This is a genomic window from Streptomyces flavofungini (assembly GCF_030388665.1).
Classification (GTDB): domain Bacteria; phylum Actinomycetota; class Actinomycetes; order Streptomycetales; family Streptomycetaceae; genus Streptomyces; species Streptomyces flavofungini_A.
Genome location: NZ_CP128846.1, coordinates 3,763,034 through 3,786,910 on the forward strand (window position 1 = coordinate 3,763,034; position 23,877 = coordinate 3,786,910).

Genomic DNA, 23,877 nt, shown 5'->3' on the forward strand with positions numbered 1-23,877 from the left:
AAGGAAACCCCACGCGTTCACGAGACACCCCCCTCAGCACCCCTGCGCGGCGCCCCGCTCCCCCCACTACCCCTCAGCGATCACCACAGCGGAAGCGACCCCCGCGTCATGGCTCAGCGAGACATGCCACCCCCGAACCCCCAGGGCCTCGGCCCGAGCGGCCACGGTCCCAAAGACGCGCAGCCGAGGCTGCCCACTGTCCTCGACGTACACCTCGGCGTCGGTCCACCGCAGCCCGGCGGGAGCGCCCAGGGCCTTGGCGAGAGCCTCTTTCGCGGCGAAGCGGGCGGCGAGGGAGGCGACGCCGCGCGGCTCCCCGCCGGCCAGGAACAACTCCGGCTCGACGAAGAGCCGTTCCCGCATTCCGGGGGTCCGCTCAAGGGAGGCGGCGAACCGCTCGATCTCGGCAACGTCGATCCCGACCCCGATAATCACAAACTCACTCCACAGTCACCGACTTGGCCAGATTCCGAGGCTGATCCACCTCGTTGCCCCGGGCCACGGCCAGCTCGCAGGCGAAGACCTGCAAGGGCACCGTGGCGACCAGGGGCTGAAGCAGCGTAGGCGTAACGGGCACGCGGATCAGATGGTCGGCGTACGGCACGACGGCGTCGTCGCCGTCCTCGGCGATCACGATGGTGCGGGCGCCCCGGGCCCGGATCTCCTGGATGTTGGAGACGATCTTGTCGTGGAGGACGGAGCGCCCGCGGGGCGAGGGCACGACCACGACGACGGGCAGGCCCGCCTCCACGAGGGCGATGGGCCCGTGCTTGAGCTCCCCGGCGGCGAAGCCCTCCGCGTGCATGTAGGCGAGTTCCTTGAGCTTGAGGGCGCCTTCGAGGGCGACGGGATACCCCACGTGCCGCCCGAGGAAGAGCACGGTCCCGGCCCCGGCGAGGGAGCGGGCGAGCGCGCGGACCGGCTCCATCCCGGCGAGCACCCGCTCGACGGCGTCGCCGATGTCGGCCAGGTCCCGGACGACGCCGAGCACTTCGTCGCCCCACTTGGTGCCGCGGACCTGACCGAGGTAGAGGGCGACCAGGTAGCAGGCGACGAGCTGGGTGAGGAACGCCTTCGTGGAGGCGACGGCGACCTCGGGCCCGGCGTGGGTGTAGAGGACGGCGTCGGACTCGCGCGGAATCGTGGAGCCGTTGGTGTTGCAGATGGCGAGGACGCGGGAGCCCTGCTCACGGGCGTGCCGCAGCGCCATCAAGGTGTCCATGGTCTCGCCGGACTGGGAGACGGCGATGACGAGGGAGCGGGCGTCGAGGATCGGATCGCGGTAGCGGAACTCGCTGGCGAGCTCCACCTCGCAGGGCAGCCGCGTCCAGTGCTCGATGGCGTACTTGGCGATGAGCCCGGCGTGGAAGGCGGTCCCGCAGGCGACGACCACGACCTTGTCGACCTCGCGCAGCTCGGCGGCGGGGATGCGCAGCTCGTCGAGGGTGAGCGCGCCGTCGAGGCCGATGCGGCCGAGCAGGGTGTCGGCGACGGCGCGCGGCTGCTCGGCGATCTCCTTGTGCATGAAGGAGGCGTACCCGCCCTTCTCGGCGGCGGCCGCGTCCCAGTCGACGCGGAAGTGCCGCACCTGGGCGGGGCGCCCTTCGAAGTCGGTGACGACGACCTCGTCCCGGCGCACCTCGACGACCTGGTCCTGGCCGAGCTCGATGGCGGACCGGGTGTGCGCGATGAAGGCGGCGACGTCGGAGGCGAGGAAGGCCTCGCCCTCGCCGACGCCGACCACGAGGGGCGAGTTCCGGCGCGCCCCCACCACCACGTCCGGGGCGTCGGCGTGCACGGCGACCAGCGTGAACGCGCCCTGGAGGCGTCGGCAGACCAGCCGCATGGCCTCGGCGAGGTCGGCGCGGCCGGAGAACTCCTCGGCGAGGAGGTGGGCGACGACCTCGGTGTCGGTCTCGGAGCCGAGGACGTGCCCGCGTTCGGCCAGCTCGGCGCGGAGGGCGGCGAAGTTCTCGATGATGCCGTTGTGGACGACGGCGACGCGCCCGGCGTTGTCGAGGTGAGGGTGGGCGTTGGCGTCGGTGGGGCCGCCGTGGGTGGCCCAGCGGGTGTGTCCGATGCCGGTGGCGCCCGCCGGGAGCGGCCGGTCCACCAGCGCCTTCTCCAGGTTGACGAGCTTGCCGGACTTGCGGGCCGAGGCGATCCGGCCGTCGGCGAGTACGGCCACTCCGGCCGAGTCGTATCCCCGGTACTCCAGCCGTCTCAGCCCGGCGAGCACCACTTCCAGCGCCGACTGCGAGCCGACATATCCGACAATTCCACACATAGCGCAAAGCCTACGACGCATATCGACCAAGGTGACGCACCCCACCCGCCCAGCTGTTCAAACAGCCGTAACAATGGAATGTGATCTCTTCGGTCTCAGCGCCCACGAAGGCGCCACGGGGCGCCCACCGGCACAAGCCGGAGGCGACCCCTTATGTCGACCTCACCCGATCCGAGTGGAGCGCGCTGCGCGAGAAGACGCCGCTGCCGCTCACCGCCGACGAAGTCGAGAAGCTGCGCGGCCTCGGCGACGTCATCGACCTCGACGAAGTCCGTGACATCTATCTGCCGCTGTCACGGCTCCTGAATCTGTACGTGGGCGCCACGGACGGCCTGCGCGGCGCCCTGAACACGTTCCTCGGCGAGACCGGCGAGAAGGCCGCGCAGTCGGGCACGCCGTTCGTGATAGGAGTCGCGGGCTCGGTGGCCGTCGGCAAGTCGACGGTCGCGCGCCTCCTGCAGGCCCTGCTCTCGCGCTGGCCGGAGCACCCGCGCGTGGAGCTGGTCACCACCGACGGCTTCCTGCTGCCCACCAAGGAGCTGCAGGCCCGCGGCCTGATGTCGCGCAAGGGCTTCCCCGAGTCGTACGACCGGCGGGCCCTGACCCGCTTCGTCGCCGACATCAAGGCGGGCAAGGACGAGGTGACGGCCCCCGTCTACTCCCACCTGATCTACGACATCGTGCCCGGCGAGCGCCTCACGGTCCGCCGCCCGGACATCCTCATCGTCGAGGGCCTGAACGTCCTGCAGCCCGCCCTGCCCGGCAAGGACGGCCGCACCCGCGTGGGCCTCGCCGACTACTTCGACTTCAGTGTGTACGTGGACGCGCGCCCCGAGGACATCGAGCGCTGGTACCTGAACCGCTTCCGCAAGCTGCGCGCCACGGCCTTCCAGAACCCGTCCTCGTACTTCCGCAAGTACACCCAGGTATCCGAGGAGGAGGCCCTGGACTACGCCCGCACCACCTGGCGGACCATCAACAAGGTCAACCTCCTGGAGAACGTGGCCCCGACCCGCGGCCGCGCCACCCTCGTCGTCCGCAAGGGCCCCGACCACAAGGTGCAGCGCCTCAGCCTGCGCAAGCTCTGAGGGGTGCGTCAGGGCCGCGTTAAGGTGCGGACATGCTGCATCTGCGCCTGATCACCCCGCCGGACAAGACCGACGGCGTGGTGCGCCTGATCGAGCAGACGCCGGGCGCCACGCATCTGGCCGTCGTGGCGGGCGCGGCGCGCAACCCCTCGGGCGACATCGTCATGTGCGACGTCGCCCGGGAGGCGGGCGACGAGCTGATCGACCGGCTGCGCGGCCTGGAGGTCGACAAGCACGGGTCGATCGCGCTGGAGAACATCGACCTGTCGCTGTCGCTGCGCGCCGACAAGGCGGAGAACGAGGCACCGGGCGAGAGCGCGGACGCGGTCCTGTGGGAGCACCTGGAGGACGCCACCCACGAGGAGTCCACGCTCTCCGTCACCTACGTCGCCTTCATCACGCTCGCCACGATGATCGCCGCGTGCGGCGTGGTCCTCGACAACGCCATCCTGATCGTCGGCGCGATGGCGGTGGGCCCGGAGTTCGGGCCGCTCGCGGGCTTCTGCACGGCGCTCGTGCAGCGCACCCCGCGGCTCGCGCTGCGCTCGCTGATCGCGCTGCTCGTGGGCTTCGCGGTGGCGATGGTGGTGACGGCGGGATTCAGCTTCTTCATGGACGCGGTCGACCTGTTCGACGCACAGGCCCTGGACGCCGCCCGCCCGAACACCAACTTCATCTACCGGCCCGACTGGTTCTCCTTCGTCGTGGCCGTCCTCGCGGGCGCCGCGGGCACGCTCTCGCTGACGTCCGCGAAGTCGGGCGCCCTGGTGGGTGTCGCGATCTCGGTGACGACGGTCCCGGCGGCGGCGAACGCCGCGGTCGCCTTCAGCTACGACAAGTACAACCAGGCCTGGGGCTCCACCGAACAGCTGCTCCTGAACCTGCTCGGCATCGTCCTCGCCGGTACGTGCACGCTGCTCACCCAGAAGCTGCTCTGGGCGCGGCAGCGCGAACGCACCGCGAGGACACGCGAACTGGGCTAGCCCAGCGCCGACTTCACGACGTCGGCGAGGCGCCCGGCGACGGAGCGGGCCTGCTCGATGTCGGCGGCCTCGACCATCACGCGCACCAGCGGCTCGGTGCCGGAGGGGCGGAGCAGCACGCGGCCGGTGGCGCCCAGCTCGCGCTCGGCGTCGGCGACGGCAGCGGACAGCTCGGGCGAGGTCTTCACCCGGGACTTGTCGACGTCGGGGACGTTGATGAGGACCTGCGGCAGGCGCTCCATGACGGCGGCGAGGTCGGCGAGGCTCCGGCCGGTCTCGGCGACGCGGGCCGCGAGGAGCAGGCCGGTGAGGGTGCCGTCGCCGGTGGTGGCGTGGTCGAGGGCGATGACGTGCCCGGACTGCTCGCCGCCGAGGGCGTAGCCGTGCTCCTTCATCGACTCCAGGACGTACCGGTCGCCGACGGCCGTCTGCACGAGGGACAGGCCCGCGCGCTCCATGGCCAGCTTGAAGCCGAGGTTCGACATGACGGTCGCGACAACGGTGTCCTGGCGCAGCACACCGCGCTCGCGCATGGCGAGGGCGAGGACGGCGAGGATCTGGTCGCCGTCGACCTCCGCGCCGGTGTGGTCCACGGCCAGGCAGCGGTCGGCGTCGCCGTCGTGGGCGATGCCGAGGTCGGCGCCGTGCTCGACGACGGCGGCCTTGAGCAGGTCGAGGTGGGTGGAGCCGCAGCCGTCGTTGATGTTGAGGCCGTCCGGCTTGGCGCCGATCGTGATGATCTCGGCACCGGCGCGGGCGAACGCCTCCGGCGAGACCCGCGAGGCCGCGCCGTGCGCCTCGTCAAGGACGACCTTGAGCCCGTCGAGACGGTTCGGCAGGACGGCGACGAGGTGGGCCACGTACTGGTCGAAGCCCTCGTCGTAGGTCTTCACACGCCCGACGCCCGCGCCCGTGGGCCGCTCCCAGGGGGCGCCGGTGCGGTGCTCGTCGTACACGGCCTCGATGCGGTCCTCGAGGTCGTCGGCGAGCTTGTGGCCGCCGCGGGCGAAGAACTTGATGCCGTTGTCGGGCATCGCGTTGTGGCTGGCGGAGAGCATCACGCCGAGGTCGGCGCCCAGCGCACCGGTGAGATGCGCCACCGCGGGGGTGGGCAGCACACCGACGCGCAGGACGTCCACGCCCGCGCTGGCGAGGCCCGCGACCACCGCGGCCTCAAGGAACTCCCCGGAAGCGCGCGGATCACGCCCGACCACCGCCGTCGGGCGATGACCCTCGAAGGTGCCCGCTTCGGCGAGCACATGCGCCGCGGCGACCGAGAGCCCGAGCGCGAGCTCGGCCGTCAGATCCGCGTTGGCGACACCGCGCACACCGTCCGTGCCGAAGAGTCGTCCCACTGCTGTCCTCCGAACATTGAGTGTCGGCTGGTCCTGCGGACGCGGTGACGTCAGCGGCTCCACCGCACGGTCCCGGACGCTCAGCCTGTCGAACTTCTACCCCAGATCATGGGGTGCTGATAAACGAACGCCCCGACAGCACACAGGGTGCCGCCGGGGCGTTCGAGAAGTACTAGCAGGCAGCGGTGATTAGCGCTTGCTGTACTGCGGGGCCTTGCGGGCCTTCTTCAGACCGGCCTTCTTGCGCTCGACCGCACGGTCGTCGCGCTTGAGGAAGCCGGCCTTCTTGAGGGCGCCGCGGTTGTTGTCCACGTCGGCCTCGTTGAGGGCGCGGGCCACGCCGAGGCGCAGGGCGCCGGCCTGGCCGGAGACGCCGCCACCCGCGATGCGGGCGATGACGTCGTAGCGGTCGTCCAGCTCGAGCACCTTGAAGGGCTCGTTGACTTCCTGCTGGTGGACCTTGTTCGGGAAGTAGTCCTCGAGCGTCCGCCCGTTGATCTTCCACTTGCCGGTGCCCGGGACGATCCGGACGCGGGCGATGGCGTTCTTGCGACGGCCCAGGCCGGCGGCCGGCTGCGGGTCGCCGAAGCGCGCGGCGTTGGACTCCGAGGTGTACTCGCCCTCCACGGGCGCGTCCGACTCGGTGGTGTACGACTCGATGTCGATGTTCTCGGCGTTCTCGTCGAGCGGCTGCTCAGCGGTGGTCTCGGCCACGATGCTCCTCAGATTCTTTTTCGTCTTAGGGGGTGGCCGGAACTACTGCGCGACCTGGGTGATCTCGAACGGGACCGGCTGCTGAGCGCCGTGCGGGTGCTGGTCGCCCGCGTAGACCTTCAGCTTCGAGAGCATCTGACGGCCCAGGGTGTTCTTGGGGAGCATGCCCTTGACGGCCTTCTCGACGGCCTTCTCGGGGTTCTTCTCGAGCAGCTCGTCGTAGCGGACCGAACGGAGGCCGCCCGGGTAGCCAGAGTGGCGGTAGGCCATCTTCTGGGTCTTCTTGTTGCCGGACAGGTGCACCTTGTCGGCGTTGATGATGATGACGAAGTCACCGGTGTCAACGTGGGGCGCGTAGATCGGCTTGTGCTTGCCCCGCAGGAGGGTGGCGGCAGTCGTCGCCAGGCGTCCCAGGACGACGTCCTGGGCGTCGATGACGTGCCACTGGCGGGTCACATCGCCGGGCTTGGGGCTGTACGTACGCACGGTTCGTAGCCTTCGCTTCTTCAGAGGTGGGGTTCCCCGGGGTCCAGCTCGGACCCAGGGAAAGGGTCCTGACAAGGCCACCTCGGACGATGGACGACAGCCTTGGCGGACCTCGGTGACGCAACCGAGTCCTGCCGCTGGTCATCGGCCCGGTGGGCCGGTGTAAGAGCCCCTCACGTGAGAATGAGAAAGCCAATACACATAACGAACAGGCAGAATACCCGGGCTGCCCCGTACGGGTCAAAACGGGGTCACGCCGCTCCCTCCCGGGCGAGCCACCACCCCAGCCCCACCCGGCCCCCGCACCTCCGAGCGGGCGCCTCCCCCCGCACCCCCCGCACCCCCCACCGACGGCGCCGGCACGGACGACGGCGGGACAGCCCCACGAAGCCGCCCGGCGACGGCACACCGCCAGAACACCACCCCCGCCAGCACGCACAACGTGAACGCGTCCTTGAAGGCCCGCTGCGGCAACGCCTCCACCCCCACCCACACGAACCCCGGCACCTGCGGCACCAGCGCCACCCAGAACCACGGCACCCGCACCACCGAGGACACCCGCAGCGCCCCCGCCAGCAACAGCGGCAGCACGACCAGCAGATAGTGGTCGTACGAGGGCCGCGACACCAGGAACGCGGCCAGCATCAGCGCCGAGGCCACCTCCACGACCCGCCCCGCGGCAGGCCCCCCGGCCACCCACCGACGCCAGGCGCACCACACCCCCGCACAGGCGCCCACGCCCGAAACAAGCGAGGCCACCACCCCGGGCACCCCCACCCGAGGCAGCACGGCCGCGGGCGACGCCTCGTACAGCCGCACGAACCGATCGTCACCGCGCAACAGGAACGGCAGGGTCCGGGTGAAGAACGCCCCCGGATCCGGCAGGACCAGCGCGGCGAGCACCGACACCACCACCGGCACGGCCACAGCCACACACAGCGCCCGCCACCTCCGCGCGAAGACGAAGAGGAGGAGCACCGGCAACAGCAGCGGCTTCACGGCGACGGCCACCCCGATCACCGCCCCGGCGACCACCCACCGCCCCCGGCACACGCACAGCAGCGCGACCGGCAGCGCGAGGGCGGACGCCACCGTCCAGTTGCCCAGCTCCACGAGGTGCACGAAGGGCGCGAAGCCCAGGACGAGCCCGAGCAGCCCGAGCGCGGCGAACCGGCTGCCCCGGGCCACGCCGTGGATCCGCAGCGCGCAGAACCACCCGGAGGCCAGCGCCCCCACCACCCCCACGGGCACGAGCACCCGCGCCATTCCGGGGAACAGCGCCTGCGGCACCGCCGCGAGCACGGCCCCCGGCAGATAGAGGAAGTGCCGGTCGGCGTAGGGCGAGCGCCCGTCCAGCCAGGCCTCCGCGGCCCGCACGACGATCGCGTTGTCCATGCCGCCGTCCGGCACCCGGTAGGCGATCCGCAGCGCCGCCGCCCCGAGGACGACCCCGAGCACGGCCCACACCTGCCACCCGGCGGGACGCACCAGCCACCCGGCAAGACCAGAAGAGCCACCACTATCCGTTTTGCCCGAATCCATGCGGGTCAGGCTAGGGCGAGATCGCCCCACAACCCCGGCTCAACATCCCCGGTGCCCCGTCTAAGATGCGGCCCATGAGCTTTGGGCAAGGGGGACCCCAGTGGGGCCCGGGGGGCTCGCAGACCCCTGACTGGGCGGCGCTCGCCGAAGCGTCCGAGGCGCGTGCCCGCCGCCGCAAGTGGATGCTGATCGGCGGCGGCGCGCTCGCCACGATCGGCGTCGCCGCGGCCGTCGCCGTCGCGGTCGTCTCCGCGAACAGCGACGACGCCACGGCCTCGAACAAGCCCGCGAGCGAGCTGCCCACCAGCGCCGAGATCCCCGGCGCCAGCGACTCCCCCGAGCCGTCCTTCGAGGCGACCACGCCCCCGCCCCCGCCGGACCCGAAGGACTACATCTCCAGCGCGAAGAAGGACAAGGCCCCGCTCGGCCCGGAGTCCTTCTTCCCGGGCACGAAGCTGACCTCCGGGGAGCGGGTCTACAAGAAGGGCGCGACGGCGAGCACCAAGAAGTGCGCCTCCGTCGCCCAGCCGGTTCTCGCCAACATCCTGACGAAGAACAAGTGCACCGAGGTGCTGCGCGCGACCTACGCCCGCAAGGGCATCGCGGTCACCGTCGGCGTCGCCGTCTTCGACACCGAGGCGCAGGCCAAGAAGGTCAAGCGCCAGGCCGACAAGGGCCTGATCACGTCCTTGCCCGGCAAGGGCGTCTCCGGCTTCTGTCGTACGACGGTCTGCCGCGGCACGTACAACGCCTACGGCCGCTACGCGTACTTCACGACGACCGGCTTCCTGAACGGCAAGGACGTCACGGAGAAGGACCGCTCCGCGTACGAGGTCGGCGACGACCTCGCCCGCTTCACGTTCCACCAGATCAACCGCCGCGGCGAGGCCCAGGCGTCGGCGGCGGCCAACAACCCCCAGTAGGACCGGCCGCCGCGGGGCCCCTCAGCAGCACCCCGCCGGGCCCGCGGCCCCGGGCAGCGTCCGCTTGTTCCGCGCCTCGACGCTGCGCGCCGCAAGGAGCTCGTCGGCCGGGTAGCCGACCTCCTCCAGGGTCAGCCCGTGCGGCCGCACCACGTGCACGGCGGAGTCGCGCACCCCGGCGGCGAGGACCTTGCCCGGCCAGTCCGGGGGCCGGTGCCCGTCCCCCACGAACAGCATCGCGCCGACCAGCGACCGCACCATGTTGTGGCAGAAGGCGTCGGCCTTGACGGTCGCCTCCAGGATCCCGTCCGCGAGCCGCTCCCAGCGCAGCTCTTGGAGCGTGCGGATGGTCGTGGCGCCCTCGCGCCGCTTGCAGTACGCGGCGAAGTCGTGCTCCCCGAGGAGCGCCTGCGCCGCCGTGTTCATGGCGTCGACGTCGAGCGTCCAGTCGTGCCACAGCACGTGCCCGCGCAGCAGCGGGTCGACGCCCCCGGGGTGATCGGTCACCCGGTACGCGTACCGCCGCCAGATCGCCGAGAACCGCGCGTTGAACCCGGCCGGGGCCTCCTCGGCCTTCCACACCCGCACGTCGTGCGGCAGCCGCCCGGCGAGCCGCCGCAGCAGCTTCTCCCGGTGCTCGGCCCACAGCGCCTCCGGCAGGTCGACGTGCGCGACCTGCCCACGCGCGTGCACCCCGCTGTCGGTCCGCCCGGCCACCGTCAGCTCGTACGTCTCCTTGGACCGCGTCACCGTACGCAGGGCGTCCTCGATCTCGCCCTGGACGGTGCGCTGCCCCTCGCGCTGCTTGGCCCAGCCGGAGAAGTCCTTGCCGTCGTAGCTCAGGTCGAGCCGCACCCGGACGAACCCGGGCTCCACTTCCTCACTCACACACAGATCCTCTCAGGAACGCGAAAGCGGGCCCGCCCCGGAGGGCGGACCCGCTTGCGGCAAGGCAGAGCCTCAGGCGTCCTTGGACTCCTCGGCGGCCTCAACCGGAGCGTCCTCGACGGGCGCGTCCTTCTTGAGGGCGTCTTCCTTGACGGCACGCTTCGTGGCCGCCTCGGCCTCACCGGTGGCCTGCTGGGCCACGGTCAGGGCCTCCACCAGCTCGATGACGGCCATGGGCGCGTTGTCGCCACGGCGGTTACCGATCTTGGTGATGCGGGTGTAGCCACCCGGGCGGTTCTCGTAGCGCGGGCCGATCTCCGCGAAGAGCGTGTGCACGACGCTCTTGTCGGTGATGACCTGGAGGACCTGGCGGCGGTTGTGAAGGTCGCCCTTCTTCGCCTTGGTGACCAGACGCTCCGCGTAGGGACGCAGACGACGGGCCTTGGCCTCGGTGGTGGTGATGCGGCCGTGCTCGAAGAGCTGCTTGGCGAGGTTCGCCAGCAGAAGCTTCTCGTGCGCGGCGCTGCCGCCCAGACGGGCACCCTTGGCGGGCTTCGGCATGGTGTTTCTCCTTGTGATCTGCCCCGGCCGTATCAGGTACCGGGGTCAGTGGACCGAGCCCCGTAAGGGGCGCGGGGAACTGCGCGCGCAACCAAGACGCACGCGCAGCCAAAATCAATCCGCCAGTCCCGAGCTCTTAGTACTGCTCGGTCTCGACGAAGCCCGCGTCGGCATCGTCATCCGCGCCGAAGGCGTCAGCCGCGGCGGTCGGGTCGAAGCCGGGAGGCGAGTCCTTCAGCGCAAGACCCATCCCGTTGAGCTTCATCTTGACCTCGTCGATCGACTTCGCACCGAAGTTGCGGATGTCGAGCAGGTCCGCCTCGGAGCGGGCCACGAGCTCGCCCACCGAGTGGATGCCCTCGCGCTTGAGGCAGTTGTACGACCGAACGGTGAGCTCGAGCTCCTCGATCGGCAGCGCCAGATCGGCGGCGAGCGCGGCGTCCGTCGGGGACGGACCCATGTCGATGCCCTCGGCGTCGATGTTCAGCTCGCGGGCGAGACCGAACAGCTCGACCAGGGTCTTGCCGGCGGACGCCATGGCGTCGCGCGGGCGCATGGCCTGCTTGGTCTCGACGTCGACGATCAGCTTGTCGAAGTCGGTGCGCTGCTCGACACGCGTGGCCTCGACCTTGTACGTGACCTTCAGCACCGGCGAGTAGATCGAGTCGACCGGGATCCGGCCGATCTCCTGGCCGACCTGCTTGTTCTGCACGGCGGAGACGTAGCCGCGACCGCGCTCGACGGTCAGCTCCATCTCCAGCTTGCCCTTGCCGTTGAGCGTGGCGAGGACGAGGTCGGGGTTGTGCACCTCGACACCGGCCGGGGGCGCGATGTCGGCGGCGGTGACCAGACCCGGGCCCTGCTTGCGCAGGTACATCACGACGGGCTCGTCGTGCTCGGACGACACGACCAGCTGCTTGATGTTCAGGATGAGGTCGGTGACGTCTTCCTTGACGCCCGGCACGGTGGTGAACTCGTGCAGGACACCGTCGATGCGGATGGACGTGACCGCCGCACCCGGGATCGAGGACAGAAGAGTCCGGCGGAGGGAGTTGCCGAGGGTGTAGCCGAAGCCCGGCTCCAGCGGCTCGATGACGAACCGGGAGCGGAACTCGTCGACGACCTCTTCGGTCAACGAGGGACGCTGAGCAATCAGCATGTTGCGATCCTTCAGTCATGGGCGCCCGCTATTTGACGCCCTACTGCAATGACAAGGGTACGGGCGGTACGGCCCCCGGAGGGTACGTACCGCCCGAATCCTCAAGGCAACCGCACGAGCGGCACCGGGTCAGACGTGAGAGACGTCAGACGCGGCGGCGCTTGGGCGGACGGCAGCCGTTGTGCGGCGTGGGGGTGACGTCCTGGATCGAGCCGACCTCGAGGCCCGTGGCCTGGAGGGAGCGGATCGCGGTCTCACGGCCGGAGCCGGGACCCTTGACGAAGACGTCGACCTTGCGCATGCCGTGCTCCTGCGCGCGACGGGCAGCCGACTCGGCGGCCATCTGCGCGGCGAACGGGGTGGACTTGCGCGAGCCCTTGAAGCCGACGTGGCCGGCGGAGGCCCAGGAGATCACGTTGCCGGTCGGGTCCGTGATGGACACGATCGTGTTGTTGAACGTGCTCTTGATGTGGGCGTGCCCGTGAGCGACGTTCTTCTTTTCCTTGCGGCGCACCTTCTTGGCAGCGCCCTGACGACCCTTGGGGGGCATCTCTTACTCCTACGGGAGGTGGTCGGTCCTGCAGCGTCAGCTGTCGATAGACCGCTGAGCGAGGACTACTTCTTGCCCGGCTTCTTCTTGCCGGCGATGGCGCGACGCGGGCCCTTGCGGGTGCGGGCGTTGGTGCTGGTGCGCTGACCGCGGACGGGCAGGCCACGGCGGTGACGCAGACCCTGGTAGCAGCCGATCTCGACCTTGCGGCGGATGTCGGCCTGAATCTCGCGACGGAGGTCACCCTCGGTCTTGATGTTCTGGTCCACGTACTCGCGGATCTTGACCAGGTCCTCTTCGGACAGGTCGCGAACGCGGGTGTTGCGGTCGATACCCGTGGCGTCCAGCGTCTGCTGGGACAGCGTCCGGCCGATGCCGAACACGTAGGTGAGGGCGACCTCGATGCGCTTGTCGCGCGGGAGGTCGACTCCTTCAACGCGTGCCATTCATGGCTCCTGTTAATACTCGGAGGTCTTCAGCAGAACCGCTCCCAACCGCCGTTCCCCTCCGGGTGGAAATTCACCGGGAGGAGTCGGTACGAACTGGGTCCCCGGCCTCCGAGCCGGGGGTGTCGCCCTCCATTACCGCTGTGGACCTGAAGAGGGACGGGTCCTGCACATGTGCTGTTACGTGCGTCGCGCGAAAATCTGCGAGTGCAGTACGTGCGTCAGCCCTGGCGCTGCTTGTGGCGCGGGTTGTCGCAAATGATCATGACCCGGCCGTGACGGCGGATCACCCTGCACTTGTCGCAGATCTTCTTGACGCTCGGCTTGACCTTCATTGGTGAGGTTCTCCGGGTCAGTGCCATCACCCCGCCGGAGCGGGGCGCGGGCAAGATCTACTTGTACCGGTAGACGATCCGGCCACGCGTCAGGTCGTACGGAGACAGCTCCACCACGACCCGGTCGTCAGGGAGGATGCGGATGTAGTGCATGCGCATCTTGCCGCTGATGTGTGCCAGGACCTGGTGGCCGTTCTGGAGCTCCACCTTGAACATGGCGTTCGGAAGAGACTCGACGACAGTGCCTTCGATCTCGATGGCACCTTGCTTCTTGGCCACGCTTCGCCCTTCGAATCGACTACCTTGATCGACTCCGTGAGCGTTACGCAGACATGCGAATGCACGAGAGCCGACGCGTCAGTCTACGTCAGTGCACTCGGAAAGACGAATCGAGTATGACTGCCCGCCCACGAAGATCCTTAAGCAAGCACACGGTCAGGGGGCCGGGCACGACAGAACGGCGCCCCGGCCGACATCCCCGCCCCGCCGCGGGCGCCTCAGCCCAGCGGGTCCGGCGCCGCCGTGATCCCGTACTCCGCCAACTTCGCCTTGCCGCCATCGGGGGCCGTCAGGACCAGCGGGCCCTGCTCGGTCAGGGCGACGGAGTGCTCCCAGTGCGAGGACCAGGTCCCGTCGGTCGTGATGACCGTCCAGTCGTCCTCGAGGACCTCGGTCTTTGCGGTGCCGAGGGACACCATCGGCTCGATGGCCAGGCAGAGGCCGGGGACCAGCTTGGGGCCGCGGCCGCGGCGGCGCTCCACGTAGTTCAGCAGGTGCGGGTCCATGTGCATCTCGGTGCCGATGCCGTGGCCGCCGTAGTCCTCGACGATGCCGTACTTGCCGCGGGCCGGGCGGGGCTGGCGGCGGATGTAGGTCTCGATGGCGCGGGAGATGTCGACGAGCCGGTTGCCCTGCTTCATGGCCGCGATCCCGGCCCACATCGACTCCTCGGTCACCCGGGAGAGCTCGACCAGTTCCGGAGCGTGACCGCTGCCCACGAAGGCGGTGAAGGCCGCGTCGCCGTGCCAGCCGTCGATGATCGCGCCGGCGTCGATCGAGATGATGTCGCCGTCCTGGAGGACCACGTCCTCACTCGGGATGCCGTGGACGACGACCTCGTTCTTCGAGGTGCAGATGGTCGCGGGGAAGCCGCCGTACCCGAGGAAGTTCGACTTGGCGTCGTGCTCGGCGAGGACCTTGCGGGCCACGTCGTCCAGGTCCTTGGTGGTCGCGCCCGGGACCGCGGCGGCACGCGTCGCCTGGTGGATGGCGGCGACGACAAGCCCCGCCGCCCGCATCTTCGCGATCTGCTCGGGAGTCTTGATCTGCACCATCGGGGTTCCGCTCTCCGTCTTCCTGCAACCGTTGGGTACACCACAACACTACGGCCGCGGCGCCCTGGGGGTCCCCCCGGACGGAGTCTGGGGGAGGGCACCGCGGCCGAAGCGACGTGCTGATGACTAGGCGTCGCCCTGGAGGGCGGCCATCGCTCGCTTCGTGACTTCGTCCACCTTGCCGAGCGCGGAGATCGTCACGACCAGGCCCTGGGCCTTGTAGTGGTCGATGATCGGCTCGGTCTCGCGGTGGTACACGTCGAGCCGCTTGCGCACGGTCTCTTCCTTGTCGTCACCGCGCTGGTACAGCTCGCCGCCGCAGACGTCGCAGACGCCTTCCTTCTTCGGCCGGCTGTACGTCACGTGGAAGACGTGGCTGGAGTCGTTGCGGCAGATACGGCGGCCCGCGATGCGCTTGACGACCTCGTCCTCGGGGACTTCCAGGTCGAGGACCGCGTCCAGCTTCTGGCCGTCGGCCTTGAGGGCCTCGTCCAGCGCCTCGGCCTGCGAGACGTTGCGCGGGAAACCATCGAGCAGGAAGCCGTTCTCGGCGTCCGGCTGAGCCATGCGGTCCTGGGCCATGCCGATGGTCACCTCGTCGGGCACCAGGTTGCCGGCGTCCATGAACGCCTTCGCCTGCTTGCCCAGCGCCGTGCCCTGACTGATGTTGGCCCTGAAGAGGTCGCCCGTGGAGATGTGCGGGATCGACAGGTTCTTGGCAAGGAACGCGGCCTGCGTTCCCTTGCCGGCACCGGGCGGCCCGACTAGGACGATACGCATCAGCGGAGGAACCCTTCGTAGTTGCGCTGCTGGAGCTGGCTCTCGATCTGCTTCACGGTCTCCAGACCCACACCCACGATGATGAGGATGCTCGTCCCGCCGAACGGGAAGTTCTGGTTCGCGCCGAAGCCCACCAACGCCATCGTTGGCACAAGAGCGATCAGACCCAGATACAGCGAGCCCGGCCACGTGATCCGGTTGAGTACGTAACTCAAGTACTCAGCGGTCGGACGGCCAGCCCGGATGCCCGGGATGAAGCCACCATACTTCTTCATGTTGTCCGCGACTTCCTCCGGGTTGAAGGAGATCGCCACGTAGAAGAAGGCGAAGAAGACGATGAGGACGAAGTAGGTGACGATGTAAATCGGGTGGTCACCCTTGGTCAGGTTCTGCTCGATCCAGGTCTTCCAGCCCGACTGACCACCCGCGAACTGGGCCACGAGAGCGGGAATGTAGAGCAGCGACGAGGCGAAGATCACAGGGATGATGCCCGCCTGGTTGACCTTCAGCGGGATGTACGTCGACGTACCGCCGTAGGACCGGCGACCGATCATGCGCTTCGCGTACTGCACCGGGATGCGCCGCTGTGCCTGCTCGACGAAGACGACCAGGCCGACCATGAACAGACCGACCAGGATCACGGTGCCGAACTCGATCCAGCCACCGGCGAGGTCGCCCTGCTTCTTGATGCCCCAGAGGGCGGCGGGGAAGGTCGCGGCGATCGAGATGAACATCAGGATCGACATGCCGTTGCCGATGCCGCGGTCGGTGATGAGCTCGCCGAGCCACATCACGCAGGCGGTGCCCGCGGTCATGGTGAGCACCATCGTGATGGTCACGAAGATCGACTGGTCGGGAACGATCTCCGAGGCGACCGAGCAGCCGCTGAAGAGCGTGCCGGTACGGGCGGTGGCGACGAGGCCGGTGCCCTGCAGGATGGCGAGCGCGATGGTCAGATAGCGCGTGTACTGCGTGATCTTGGCCGTGCCGGCCTGGCCCTCCTTCTTGAGGGCTTCCAGGCGCGGGATCACCACGGTCAAGAGCTGCAAGATGATGCTCGCCGTGATGTACGGCATGATGCCGAGCGCGAAGATCGTGATCTGCAGCAGTGCGCCACCACTGAACATGTTGACCAGACCGAACAGGCCCTGGTTGGCGTTCGCCTGGTCAATGCACTTCTGGACATTCGTGTAGTCGACGCCGGGAATCGGTACATGCGTACCGAGCCGGTAGATCACGATGATGCCGAGCGTAAAGAGCAGCTTCTTGCGCAGGTCGGGCGTCTTGAACGCCCGGGCGAACGCGGTGAGCACGGTGCCTCCTGCGACCCCCGCGCTACTGCGTCAGAGGTGACGGTGGTGAGTCCGACGGATAAGTACGTAACTTGCGACGAGTAAAACAGGCAAGAACCGCACGCCCTGTCGCGAGGACAGACCGCGCGGAAAGTAACAGTGCACGCCACCTTACCGGCGACCGTGCCCCCCTTGGAACGACCAACCGGGGATGCCCCTTTTGTGGGGCATCCCCGGTCGGGATCGCTCAAGTCATCGAGACGCCTGGGAAATTCAGACGAGCTCGGTGACGGTACCGCCGGCGGCGGTGATCTTCTCCTTGGCGGAGCCGGAGACGGCGTCAACCGTCACCTGCAGCGCCACGGTGATCTCGCCCTGGCCGAGGACCTTGACAAGGCTGTTCTTGCGAACGGCGCCCTTGGCGACCAGGTCGGCCACCGTGACCTCGCCACCCTCGGGGTAGAGGGAGGCGAGCTTGTCCAGGTTGACGACCTGGAACTCGGTCTTGAACGGGTTCTTGAAGCCCTTGAGCTTCGGGAGGCGCATGTGGAGGGGCATCTGCCCACCCTCGAAGCGCTCCGGAACCTGGTAACGGGCCTTGGTGCCCTTGGTACCACGACCGGCCGTCTTACCCTTCGACGCCTCACCACGACCGACACGGGTCTTCGCGGTCTTGGCACCGGGGGCGGGACGGAGGTTGTGGATCTTGAGCGGGTTGTTCTCCGCCATGATCAGTCGACCTCCTCGACCGTCACGAGGTGGCGGACGGTGTGCACCATGCCGCGGAACTCGGGACGATCCTCCTTGACGACCTGCGTGTTGATGCCCTTGAGACCAAGGGAGCGCAGGGTGTCGCGGTGGTTCTGCTTGCTGCCGATGTACGACTTCGTCTGCGTGATCTTGAGCTGAGCCATGATTACGCACCCGCTCCCGCACGCGCACGCAGGAGAGCCGCGGGGGCGACGTCCTCGAGCGGCAGACCACGGCGAGCCGCGATCTCCTCGGGACGCTGCAGGCCCTTGAGGGCCGCCACGGTCGCGTGCACGATGTTGATCGCGTTGTCGGAGCCCAGGGACTTCGACAGGATGTCGTGAACGCCGGCGCACTCGAGCACGGCACGCACCGGGCCACCGGCGATAACACCGGTACCGGGGGAAGCAGGCTTCAGCAGGACGACGCCCGCGGCCTTCTCACCCTGGATGGGGTGCGGGATGGTGCCCTGGATACGGGGGACCTTGAAGAAGTGCTTCTTGGCCTCCTCAACACCCTTGGCGATGGCGGCCGGCACCTCCTTGGCCTTGCCGTAACCGACACCCACGGTGCCGTCACCGTCACCCACCACGACGAGCGCGGTGAAGCTGAAGCGACGACCACCCTTCACAACCTTGGCGACGCGGTTGATCGCGACAACGCGCTCAACGTATGCGGTCTTCTCGGCGGCGGCAGCGCCACCGTCACGGCCCTTCCGGTCCCGCCGCTCGCCGCCACCGGCACCGCTTCCACGGCGCTGGGGTCCAGCCATTGGATTACCTCTCTCTTTCCGCTAGCTACGGAAGCGGCTCAGAACTTGAGCCCGGCTTCGCGGGCGGCGTCCGCCAGGGCGGCGATGCGCCCGGCGTACTGGTTACCACCACGGTCGAACACGACAGTCTCGACGCCGGCGGCCTTGGCGCGCTCGGCGACCAGGGCGCCGACCTGCTTGGCCTGCGCGGACTTGTCGCCCTCGCCACCGCGGATCGACGCGTCCAGGGTGGACGCCGACGCCAGGGTGTGACCCTTCACGTCGTCGATCACCTGGGCGACGATGTTGCGGTTGGAGCGCGTCACGACCAGGCGCGGACGCTCGGCCGTACCGGAGATGTGCTTCCGGATACGAATGTGACGGCGCTTGATGGCAGCACGCTTGTAAGCGTCGCCCTTAGCAATCTTGACACCGTATGCCATGGCTTACTTACCCGCCTTTCCGACCTTGCGGCGGATGACTTCGCCCTCGTACTTGACGCCCTTGGCCTTGTACGGGTCAGGCTTGCGCAGCTTGCGGATGTTGGCCGCAACCTCGCCGACCTTCTGCTTGTCGATGCCCTCGACCGAGAACTTGGTCGGCGACTCGACCTTGAACGAGATGCCCTCGGGCGCCTCGATCAGGATCGGGTGGCTGTAGCCGAGCGAGAACTCCAGGTTGGAGCCCTTCGCCAGGACGCGGTAACCGACACCGCTGATCTCGAGCTTCTTCACGTAACCCTGGGTCACACCGGTGATCATGTTCGCCACCAGCGTGCGGGACAGGCCGTGCAGGGCCTTGTTCTGACGCTCGTCGTTGGGACGGGTGACGTTCAGAACGCCGTCCTCGCCCTTAGCGATCTCGATCGGCGCGACAACGGTGTGGTTCAGGGTGCCCTTGGGGCCCTTCACCGAGACCGTCTGCCCGTCGATGGTGACGTCCACGCCGGCGGGAACCGTGATGGGGAGCTTGCCAATACGCGACATAGCTGTTTCCTCCGTTCCCTTCCGCTACCAGACGTAGGCGAGGACTTCCCCACCCACGCCCTTCTTGCCCGCCTGCTGGCCGGTGAGCAGACCGTGCGACGTGGAGATGATGGCCACGCCCAGGCCGCCGAGCACCTTCGGCAGGTTGGTGGACTTCGCGTACACGCGCAGACCCGGCTTCGAGATCCGCTTGATGCCCGCGATGGAGCGCTCACGGTTCGGCCCGAACTTGAGCTCGAGAACGAGGTTCTTGCCGACCTCGGCGTCCTCGACCTTCCAGCCCGTGATGAAGCCCTCCTGCTGGAGGATCTCCGCGATGTGCGACTTGATCTTGCTGTGCGGCATCGACACGGAGTCGTGGTATGCCGAGTTCGCGTTCCGCAGACGCGTAAGCATGTCTGCGATCGGATCAGTCATGGTCATGAATTGGCCTTCGGCCTCTCTCGCCGGGGTTTCCTGTATGCGCCATCCCTCTCCCCACTCAGCGGCGGGACGGGTGCGGCACGGGGACCTACGGCGTAGTAAGTCGTACGAGGGCGGCAGGCGCCCAACCACACAAGCCTAAGGCATGTGCGGTGGGCCACCCACCAACCTCATTGCTTACCGAGAGCGTCCGGTCATCCCAACTAGGGGATTACCAGGAGCTCTTGGTCACGCCCGGCAGCTCGCCACGGTGAGCCATCTCACGAAGGCACACGCGGCAGAGGCCGAACTTGCGGTAGACGGAGTGCGGGCGGCCGCAGCGCTGGCAGCGGGTGTAGGCACGCACACCGAACTTGGGCTTACGAGCAGCCTTGGCAATCAGAGCCTTCTTCGCCATCTCGCTTACGCCTCCTTGAACGGGAAGCCGAGGTGACGGAGAAGGGCACGGCCCTCAGCGTCGTTGGTCGCCGTGGTGACCACGGTGATGTCCATACCCCGGACGCGGTCGATCTTGTCCTGGTCGATCTCGTGGAACATGACCTGCTCCGTGAGACCGAAGGTGTAGTTGCCACGGCCGTCGAACTGCTTGGGGGACAGGCCGCGGAAGTCGCGGATGCGCGGCAGCGCGAGCGACAGGGTGCGGTCCAGGAACTCCCACATGCGGTCGCCACGGAGCGTGACGTGGGCACCGATCGGCTGACCCTCACGCAGCTTGAACTGCGCGATGGACTTGCGAGCCTTGGTGATGGCCGGCTTCTGACCGGTGATCGTGGTCAGGTCACGGACGGCACCGTCCATGAGCTTGGAGTCACGGGCGGCGTCGCCGACACCCATGTTGACCACGATCTTGACGAGGCCGGGGACCTGCATGACGTTCTCGTACTTGAACTCGTCACGCAGCTTGCCCGCGATCTCCTCGCGGTACTTCGTCTTGAGACGCGGAGTCGTGGTGGTAGCCATCAGATGTCCTCACCCGTCCGCTTGGCAACGCGGATCTTGTTGCCCTCGTCGTCGAAGCGGTAACCGACGCGCGTGACGACCTTCTTGCCGTCCTTCTCCACGACCAGCTGGACGTTGGAGACGTGGACGGGCGCTTCGGTGGTCACGATGCCGCCGGCCTGCGAGCCGCTGGCCGTCGGGCCGGCCTTCGTGTGCTTCTTGACCCGGTTGACACCCTCGACCAGGACGCGCTCGTCGCGCGGGTAAGCGGCAATGACCTTGCCCTGCTTGCCCTTGTCCTTACCGGTGATGACCTGGACCAGGTCGCCCTTCTTGATCTTCATGCTTACAGCACCTCCGGCGCGAGCGAGATGATCTTCATGAACTTCTTCTCGCGCAGCTCACGGCCGACCGGGCCGAAGATGCGGGTGCCGCGAGGGTCGCCGTCGTTCTTCAGAATAACGGCGGCGTTCTCGTCGAAGCGGATGTACGAGCCGTCCGGACGACGGCGCTCCTTGACGGTGCGAACGATGACCGCCTTGACGACGTCACCCTTCTTCACGTTGCCACCGGGGATTGCGTCCTTGACGGTGGCGACGATGACGTCACCGATGCCCGCGTAGCGGCGACCCGAGCCACCGAGAACACGGATGGTGAGGATTTCCTTCGCACCCGTGTTGTCGGCGACGCGAAGTCGCGACTCCTGCTGGATCACGTCTATCTCCTGTTTGTCTGCCGGTTCCCGGCAGGGGCTTCCCTCTTACGAAGTCGGCCCCTGCCGAGCCTGGCGGAACTGATCCGAGGGGAAACCCCCTCGGACGGAACTATGGGGAATTCCCTTGCGGGAATTACCTACTTGGCCTTCTCGAGGATCTCGACGACGCGCCAGCGCTTGGTCGCCGACAGCGGACGCGTCTCCATCAGGAGGACGCGGTCGCCGACGCCGGCAGCGTTCTGCTCGTCGTGCGCCTTGAGCTTGTTCGTACGGCGGATGACCTTGCCGTACAGCGCGTGCTTGACGCGGTCCTCGACAGCGACGACGACGGTCTTGTCCATCTTGTCGCTGACGACCAGACCCTCACGGGTCTTGCGGAAGCCGCGGGCGGCCTTCGTCTCTTCAGTCACGTTGCTCTCGCTCATCAGGCGCTCTCCACCGTCTCGATGCCCAGCTCGCGCTCACGCATCAGGGTGTAGATCCGCGCGATGTCCTTGCGGACGGCCTTCAGCCGACCGTGGTTCTCGAGCTGACCCGTCGCCGCCTGGAAGCGGAGGTTGAACAGCTCTTCCTTGGCCTCGCGGAGCTTGTTGAGGAGCTCCTCGTTGCCCAGCTCGCGGAGCTCGGACGCCTTCGTACCGGCCGACATCACGCTTCACCTGCCTCGCGCTTGACGATCCGGCACTTCATCGGCAGCTTGTGAGCCGCACGAGTCAGAGCCTCACGCGCAATCTTCTCGTTCGGGTAGGACAGCTCGAACATGACCCGGCCCGGGTGCACGTTGGCGACCCACCACTCGGGCGAACCCTTACCGGAACCCATGCGGGTCTCGGCGGGCTTCTTGGTCAGCGGGCGGTCCGGGTAGATGTTGATCCAGACCTTGCCGCCACGCTTGATGTGGCGGGTCATCGCGATACGAGCCGCCTCGATCTGGCGGTTGGTCACGTACGCCGGAGTCATGGCCTGGATGCCGTACTCGCCGAACGCAACCGTCGTACCACCCTTGGCCATGCCACGGCGCTTGGGGTGGTGCTGCTTGCGGTGCTTGACCCTACGGGGGATCAGCATGTCGGTCAGGCCTCCGTTCCGGTGCTCTCAGCCGGAGCGGCAGCGGCGGCGGGAGCCTCGGCCTTGGGGGCCTCGGCGGCCGGAGCCGACTGCTGCTGCGGCTTGCGACCGCGACCGCCACGCTCGCCACCGCGGCCACCACGGGCCGGGCGGTCGTTGCCACCACGGGCCGGGCGGTTGCCGGCGCGGGCAGCGGCGTTCTCGGCGCGGACCTCGGCGATGTTCTTGACGTCGCCCTTGTAGATCCAGACCTTCACGCCGATGCGGCCGAAGGTCGTCTTGGCCTCGAAGAAGCCGTAGTCCACGTTCGCGCGGAGCGTGTGCAGGGGCACACGGCCCTCGCGGTAGAACTCCGAGCGGGACATCTCGGCGCCGCCGAGACGGCCACCGCACTGGATCTTGATGCCCTTGGCGCCCGCCTTCATCGCCGACTGCATGCTCTTGCGCATGGCACGACGGAAGGAGACGCGGGAGGACAGCTGCTCCGCCACGGCCTGGGCCACGAGCTGAGCGTCCGTCTCGGGGTTCTTGACCTCGAGGATGTTCAGCTGGACCTGCTTGCCCGTGAGCTTCTCGAGGTCACCGCGGATGCGGTCGGCCTCGGCGCCACGGCGGCCGATGACGATGCCGGGACGAGCGGTGTGGATGTCCACACGCACGCGGTCACGGGTGCGCTCGATCTCCACCTTCGAGATGCCGGCGCGCTCCATGCCGGACGTCATCATCCGACGGATGGCGACGTCTTCCTTGACGTAGTCCTTGTACAGCTTGTCGGCGTACCAACGGGACTTGAAGTCCGTCGTGACACCGAGCCGGAACCCGTGCGGGTTTACCTTCTGGCCCATTACCGGGTTCCTTCCTTGCTGCTGACGACCACGGTGATGTGGCTGGTCCGCTTACGGATCCGGTAGGCACGGCCCTGGGCGCGCGGACGGAACCGCTTCAGGGTCGGGCCCTCATCCACGAACGCCTCGCTGATGTACAGCGAAGAGGCGTCGGTGTGGTCGTAGTTGTGTGCAGCGTTGGCGATGGCGCTGTCCAGCACCTTGCCAACCGGCACGCTCGCGGCCTGCGGGGCGAAACGCAGGACCGCCTGAGCCTCCGTGGCGTCCATGCCACGGATGAGGTCCACCACGCGGCGGGCCTTCATGGGCGTGACGCGGATGTACCGCGCCTGGGCCCTGGCTTCCATGGTTGTCCCTTCGGTGTTAGTCACAGTCGTTCACACCCCGCTTAGCGGCGCTTCGACTTGCGGTCGTCCTTGACGTGGCCGCGGAAGGTGCGGGTCGGCGAGAACTCGCCGAGCTTGTGGCCGACCATCGACTCGGTGACGAACACCGGGATGTGGGTCTTGCCGTTGTGCACCGCGAGCGTGTGGCCAAGCATGGCCGGCACGATCATCGAGCGTCGGGACCAGGTCTTGATGACGTTTTTGGTGCCGGCTTCGTTCTGGGCGTCCACCTTCTTGATCAGGTGGTCGTCGACGAAGGGCCCCTTCTTCAGACTACGAGGCATCTCAACC

The 23,877-nt window shown here is 68.2% G+C and carries 35 protein-coding genes; 3 read left to right on the forward strand and 32 right to left on the reverse strand.

The genetic code is table 11. From position 1 onward, the window contains the following. Positions 1–66: 66 nt before the first annotated feature. Complete coding sequence (locus tag QUY26_RS15270) at positions 67–435, reverse strand: holo-ACP synthase (protein WP_289946891.1); 369 nt, start codon at positions 433–435, stop codon at positions 67–69. Positions 436–439: 4 nt separating this feature from the next. Continuing rightward, complete coding sequence (gene glmS / locus QUY26_RS15275) at positions 440–2,287, reverse strand: glutamine--fructose-6-phosphate transaminase (isomerizing) (RefSeq protein ID WP_289946894.1); 1,848 nt, start codon at positions 2,285–2,287, stop codon at positions 440–442. Between the two features lie 80 nt (positions 2,288–2,367). Between glmS and coaA the strand changes: the two genes are divergently transcribed. Continuing rightward, on the forward strand, positions 2,368–3,375 hold the full coding sequence (gene coaA / locus QUY26_RS15280) for a type I pantothenate kinase (RefSeq protein WP_234311341.1): 1,008 nt from the start codon (positions 2,368–2,370) through the stop codon (positions 3,373–3,375). A gap of 32 nt (positions 3,376–3,407) precedes the next feature. Next, positions 3,408–4,358 carry a DUF389 domain-containing protein gene (locus QUY26_RS15285; protein WP_289946897.1) on the forward strand — a complete coding sequence of 317 codons (951 nt, stop codon included), beginning with the start codon at positions 3,408–3,410 and terminating at the stop codon, positions 4,356–4,358. Here the strand turns inward: QUY26_RS15285 and glmM are convergent. The 4 genes from glmM to QUY26_RS15305 form a co-directional block, all read right to left on the reverse strand. Beyond that, positions 4,355–5,713, reverse strand: coding sequence for a phosphoglucosamine mutase (glmM, locus tag QUY26_RS15290; protein ID WP_289946898.1), 1,359 nt, complete (start codon positions 5,711–5,713; stop codon positions 4,355–4,357). The two genes, QUY26_RS15285 and glmM, sit on opposite strands and share 4 nt — an antisense overlap. A 189-nt stretch (positions 5,714–5,902) precedes the next feature. After that, positions 5,903–6,427 carry a 30S ribosomal protein S9 gene (gene rpsI / locus QUY26_RS15295; protein ID WP_190117617.1) on the reverse strand — a complete coding sequence of 175 codons (525 nt, stop codon included), beginning with the start codon at positions 6,425–6,427 and terminating at the stop codon, positions 5,903–5,905. A 42-nt stretch (positions 6,428–6,469) separates the two neighbouring features. After that, positions 6,470–6,913: a 50S ribosomal protein L13 gene (gene rplM, locus QUY26_RS15300; protein WP_190117618.1), complete on the reverse strand. Its 444-nt coding sequence runs from the start codon at positions 6,911–6,913 to the stop codon at positions 6,470–6,472. A gap of 240 nt (positions 6,914–7,153) precedes the next feature. Next, positions 7,154–8,455 carry a glycosyltransferase family 87 protein gene (locus QUY26_RS15305; RefSeq protein WP_289946906.1) on the reverse strand — a complete coding sequence of 434 codons (1,302 nt, stop codon included), beginning with the start codon at positions 8,453–8,455 and terminating at the stop codon, positions 7,154–7,156. A 74-nt stretch (positions 8,456–8,529) separates the two neighbouring features. On the opposite strand from QUY26_RS15305, the gene QUY26_RS15310 reads away from it, so the two are divergent. Continuing rightward, positions 8,530–9,378, forward strand: coding sequence for a hypothetical protein (locus QUY26_RS15310; protein WP_289946908.1), 849 nt, complete (start codon positions 8,530–8,532; stop codon positions 9,376–9,378). A 21-nt stretch (positions 9,379–9,399) separates the two neighbouring features. On the opposite strand, the gene truA is transcribed toward QUY26_RS15310, so the two are convergent. The 26 genes from truA to rpsS form a co-directional block, all read right to left on the reverse strand. Then, positions 9,400–10,266 (reverse strand): tRNA pseudouridine(38-40) synthase TruA, encoded by an 867-nt coding sequence (truA, locus tag QUY26_RS15315; RefSeq protein WP_289946910.1) that lies wholly within the window; start codon positions 10,264–10,266, stop codon positions 9,400–9,402. Positions 10,267–10,338: 72 nt separating this feature from the next. Beyond that, on the reverse strand, positions 10,339–10,827 hold the full coding sequence (gene rplQ / locus QUY26_RS15320) for a 50S ribosomal protein L17 (RefSeq protein ID WP_289946913.1): 489 nt from the start codon (positions 10,825–10,827) through the stop codon (positions 10,339–10,341). 136 nt (positions 10,828–10,963) lie between these two features. After that, positions 10,964–11,986, reverse strand: coding sequence for a DNA-directed RNA polymerase subunit alpha (locus tag QUY26_RS15325; protein ID WP_016645160.1), 1,023 nt, complete (start codon positions 11,984–11,986; stop codon positions 10,964–10,966). 145 nt (positions 11,987–12,131) lie between these two features. Next, the gene (gene rpsK, locus QUY26_RS15330; RefSeq protein ID WP_003948617.1) at positions 12,132–12,536 is read right to left on the reverse strand and encodes a 30S ribosomal protein S11; all 405 of its coding nucleotides are present in this window, start codon (positions 12,534–12,536) and stop codon (positions 12,132–12,134) included. 65 nt (positions 12,537–12,601) lie between these two features. Further along, positions 12,602–12,982, reverse strand: coding sequence for a 30S ribosomal protein S13 (gene rpsM, locus QUY26_RS15335; RefSeq protein ID WP_030359010.1), 381 nt, complete (start codon positions 12,980–12,982; stop codon positions 12,602–12,604). A 221-nt stretch (positions 12,983–13,203) separates the two neighbouring features. After that, positions 13,204–13,317 carry a 50S ribosomal protein L36 gene (gene rpmJ / locus QUY26_RS15340; protein WP_003948619.1) on the reverse strand — a complete coding sequence of 38 codons (114 nt, stop codon included), beginning with the start codon at positions 13,315–13,317 and terminating at the stop codon, positions 13,204–13,206. A gap of 57 nt (positions 13,318–13,374) precedes the next feature. After that, positions 13,375–13,596, reverse strand: coding sequence for a translation initiation factor IF-1 (gene infA, locus QUY26_RS15345; RefSeq protein WP_003948620.1), 222 nt, complete (start codon positions 13,594–13,596; stop codon positions 13,375–13,377). A gap of 218 nt (positions 13,597–13,814) precedes the next feature. Then, entirely contained in the window at positions 13,815–14,651 is an 837-nt protein-coding gene (gene map, locus QUY26_RS15350) for a type I methionyl aminopeptidase (RefSeq protein WP_289946935.1), read from the reverse strand. A gap of 126 nt (positions 14,652–14,777) precedes the next feature. After that, on the reverse strand, positions 14,778–15,431 hold the full coding sequence (locus QUY26_RS15355) for an adenylate kinase (protein ID WP_289946937.1): 654 nt from the start codon (positions 15,429–15,431) through the stop codon (positions 14,778–14,780). Beyond that, a complete protein-coding gene (gene secY / locus QUY26_RS15360; RefSeq protein WP_289946939.1) occupies positions 15,431–16,744 on the reverse strand; it encodes a preprotein translocase subunit SecY in 1,314 nt (437 codons plus the stop codon). The genes QUY26_RS15355 and secY overlap by 1 nt, the downstream gene beginning before the upstream one ends. A 252-nt stretch (positions 16,745–16,996) precedes the next feature. Continuing rightward, positions 16,997–17,452 (reverse strand): 50S ribosomal protein L15, encoded by a 456-nt coding sequence (gene rplO / locus QUY26_RS15365; protein WP_289946941.1) that lies wholly within the window; start codon positions 17,450–17,452, stop codon positions 16,997–16,999. Between the two features lie 2 nt (positions 17,453–17,454). Next, positions 17,455–17,637, reverse strand: coding sequence for a 50S ribosomal protein L30 (rpmD, locus tag QUY26_RS15370; RefSeq protein WP_005481207.1), 183 nt, complete (start codon positions 17,635–17,637; stop codon positions 17,455–17,457). A gap of 2 nt (positions 17,638–17,639) precedes the next feature. Then, complete coding sequence (gene rpsE, locus QUY26_RS15375; protein WP_005313527.1) at positions 17,640–18,245, reverse strand: 30S ribosomal protein S5; 606 nt, start codon at positions 18,243–18,245, stop codon at positions 17,640–17,642. A 38-nt stretch (positions 18,246–18,283) separates the two neighbouring features. After that, positions 18,284–18,667 (reverse strand): 50S ribosomal protein L18, encoded by a 384-nt coding sequence (gene rplR / locus QUY26_RS15380; RefSeq protein ID WP_030359015.1) that lies wholly within the window; start codon positions 18,665–18,667, stop codon positions 18,284–18,286. Positions 18,668–18,670: 3 nt separating this feature from the next. Then, on the reverse strand, positions 18,671–19,210 hold the full coding sequence (gene rplF / locus QUY26_RS15385) for a 50S ribosomal protein L6 (protein WP_030359016.1): 540 nt from the start codon (positions 19,208–19,210) through the stop codon (positions 18,671–18,673). Between the two features lie 24 nt (positions 19,211–19,234). Beyond that, the gene (rpsH, locus tag QUY26_RS15390; RefSeq protein WP_158989430.1) at positions 19,235–19,633 is read right to left on the reverse strand and encodes a 30S ribosomal protein S8; all 399 of its coding nucleotides are present in this window, start codon (positions 19,631–19,633) and stop codon (positions 19,235–19,237) included. Positions 19,634–19,844: 211 nt separating this feature from the next. Further along, complete coding sequence (locus tag QUY26_RS15395; RefSeq protein ID WP_003956452.1) at positions 19,845–20,030, reverse strand: type Z 30S ribosomal protein S14; 186 nt, start codon at positions 20,028–20,030, stop codon at positions 19,845–19,847. Positions 20,031–20,035: 5 nt separating this feature from the next. Further along, entirely contained in the window at positions 20,036–20,593 is a 558-nt protein-coding gene (gene rplE / locus QUY26_RS15400) for a 50S ribosomal protein L5 (RefSeq protein ID WP_030359018.1), read from the reverse strand. Next, positions 20,593–20,916, reverse strand: a complete 324-nt coding sequence (gene rplX, locus QUY26_RS15405; RefSeq protein WP_189728852.1) for a 50S ribosomal protein L24 — start codon at positions 20,914–20,916, stop codon at positions 20,593–20,595. Before rplX ends, rplE begins: the two co-directional genes overlap by 1 nt. A gap of 2 nt (positions 20,917–20,918) precedes the next feature. Beyond that, a complete protein-coding gene (gene rplN, locus QUY26_RS15410) occupies positions 20,919–21,287 on the reverse strand; it encodes a 50S ribosomal protein L14 (RefSeq protein WP_003974257.1) in 369 nt (122 codons plus the stop codon). Positions 21,288–21,424: 137 nt separating this feature from the next. Continuing rightward, on the reverse strand, positions 21,425–21,712 hold the full coding sequence (gene rpsQ, locus QUY26_RS15415; RefSeq protein WP_030039759.1) for a 30S ribosomal protein S17: 288 nt from the start codon (positions 21,710–21,712) through the stop codon (positions 21,425–21,427). After that, complete coding sequence (rpmC, locus tag QUY26_RS15420; protein WP_010036720.1) at positions 21,712–21,936, reverse strand: 50S ribosomal protein L29; 225 nt, start codon at positions 21,934–21,936, stop codon at positions 21,712–21,714. Before rpmC ends, rpsQ begins: the two co-directional genes overlap by 1 nt. Continuing rightward, the gene (gene rplP, locus QUY26_RS15425; protein WP_005313579.1) at positions 21,936–22,355 is read right to left on the reverse strand and encodes a 50S ribosomal protein L16; all 420 of its coding nucleotides are present in this window, start codon (positions 22,353–22,355) and stop codon (positions 21,936–21,938) included. The genes rpmC and rplP overlap by 1 nt, the downstream gene beginning before the upstream one ends. Positions 22,356–22,360: 5 nt before the next feature. Next, positions 22,361–23,200, reverse strand: coding sequence for a 30S ribosomal protein S3 (gene rpsC, locus QUY26_RS15430; RefSeq protein ID WP_087885483.1), 840 nt, complete (start codon positions 23,198–23,200; stop codon positions 22,361–22,363). Next, a complete protein-coding gene (rplV, locus tag QUY26_RS15435; RefSeq protein ID WP_031012097.1) occupies positions 23,200–23,547 on the reverse strand; it encodes a 50S ribosomal protein L22 in 348 nt (115 codons plus the stop codon). Before rplV ends, rpsC begins: the two co-directional genes overlap by 1 nt. A 41-nt stretch (positions 23,548–23,588) precedes the next feature. Beyond that, complete coding sequence (gene rpsS, locus QUY26_RS15440; RefSeq protein WP_003992359.1) at positions 23,589–23,870, reverse strand: 30S ribosomal protein S19; 282 nt, start codon at positions 23,868–23,870, stop codon at positions 23,589–23,591. Between the last annotated feature and the right edge of the window lie 7 nt (positions 23,871–23,877).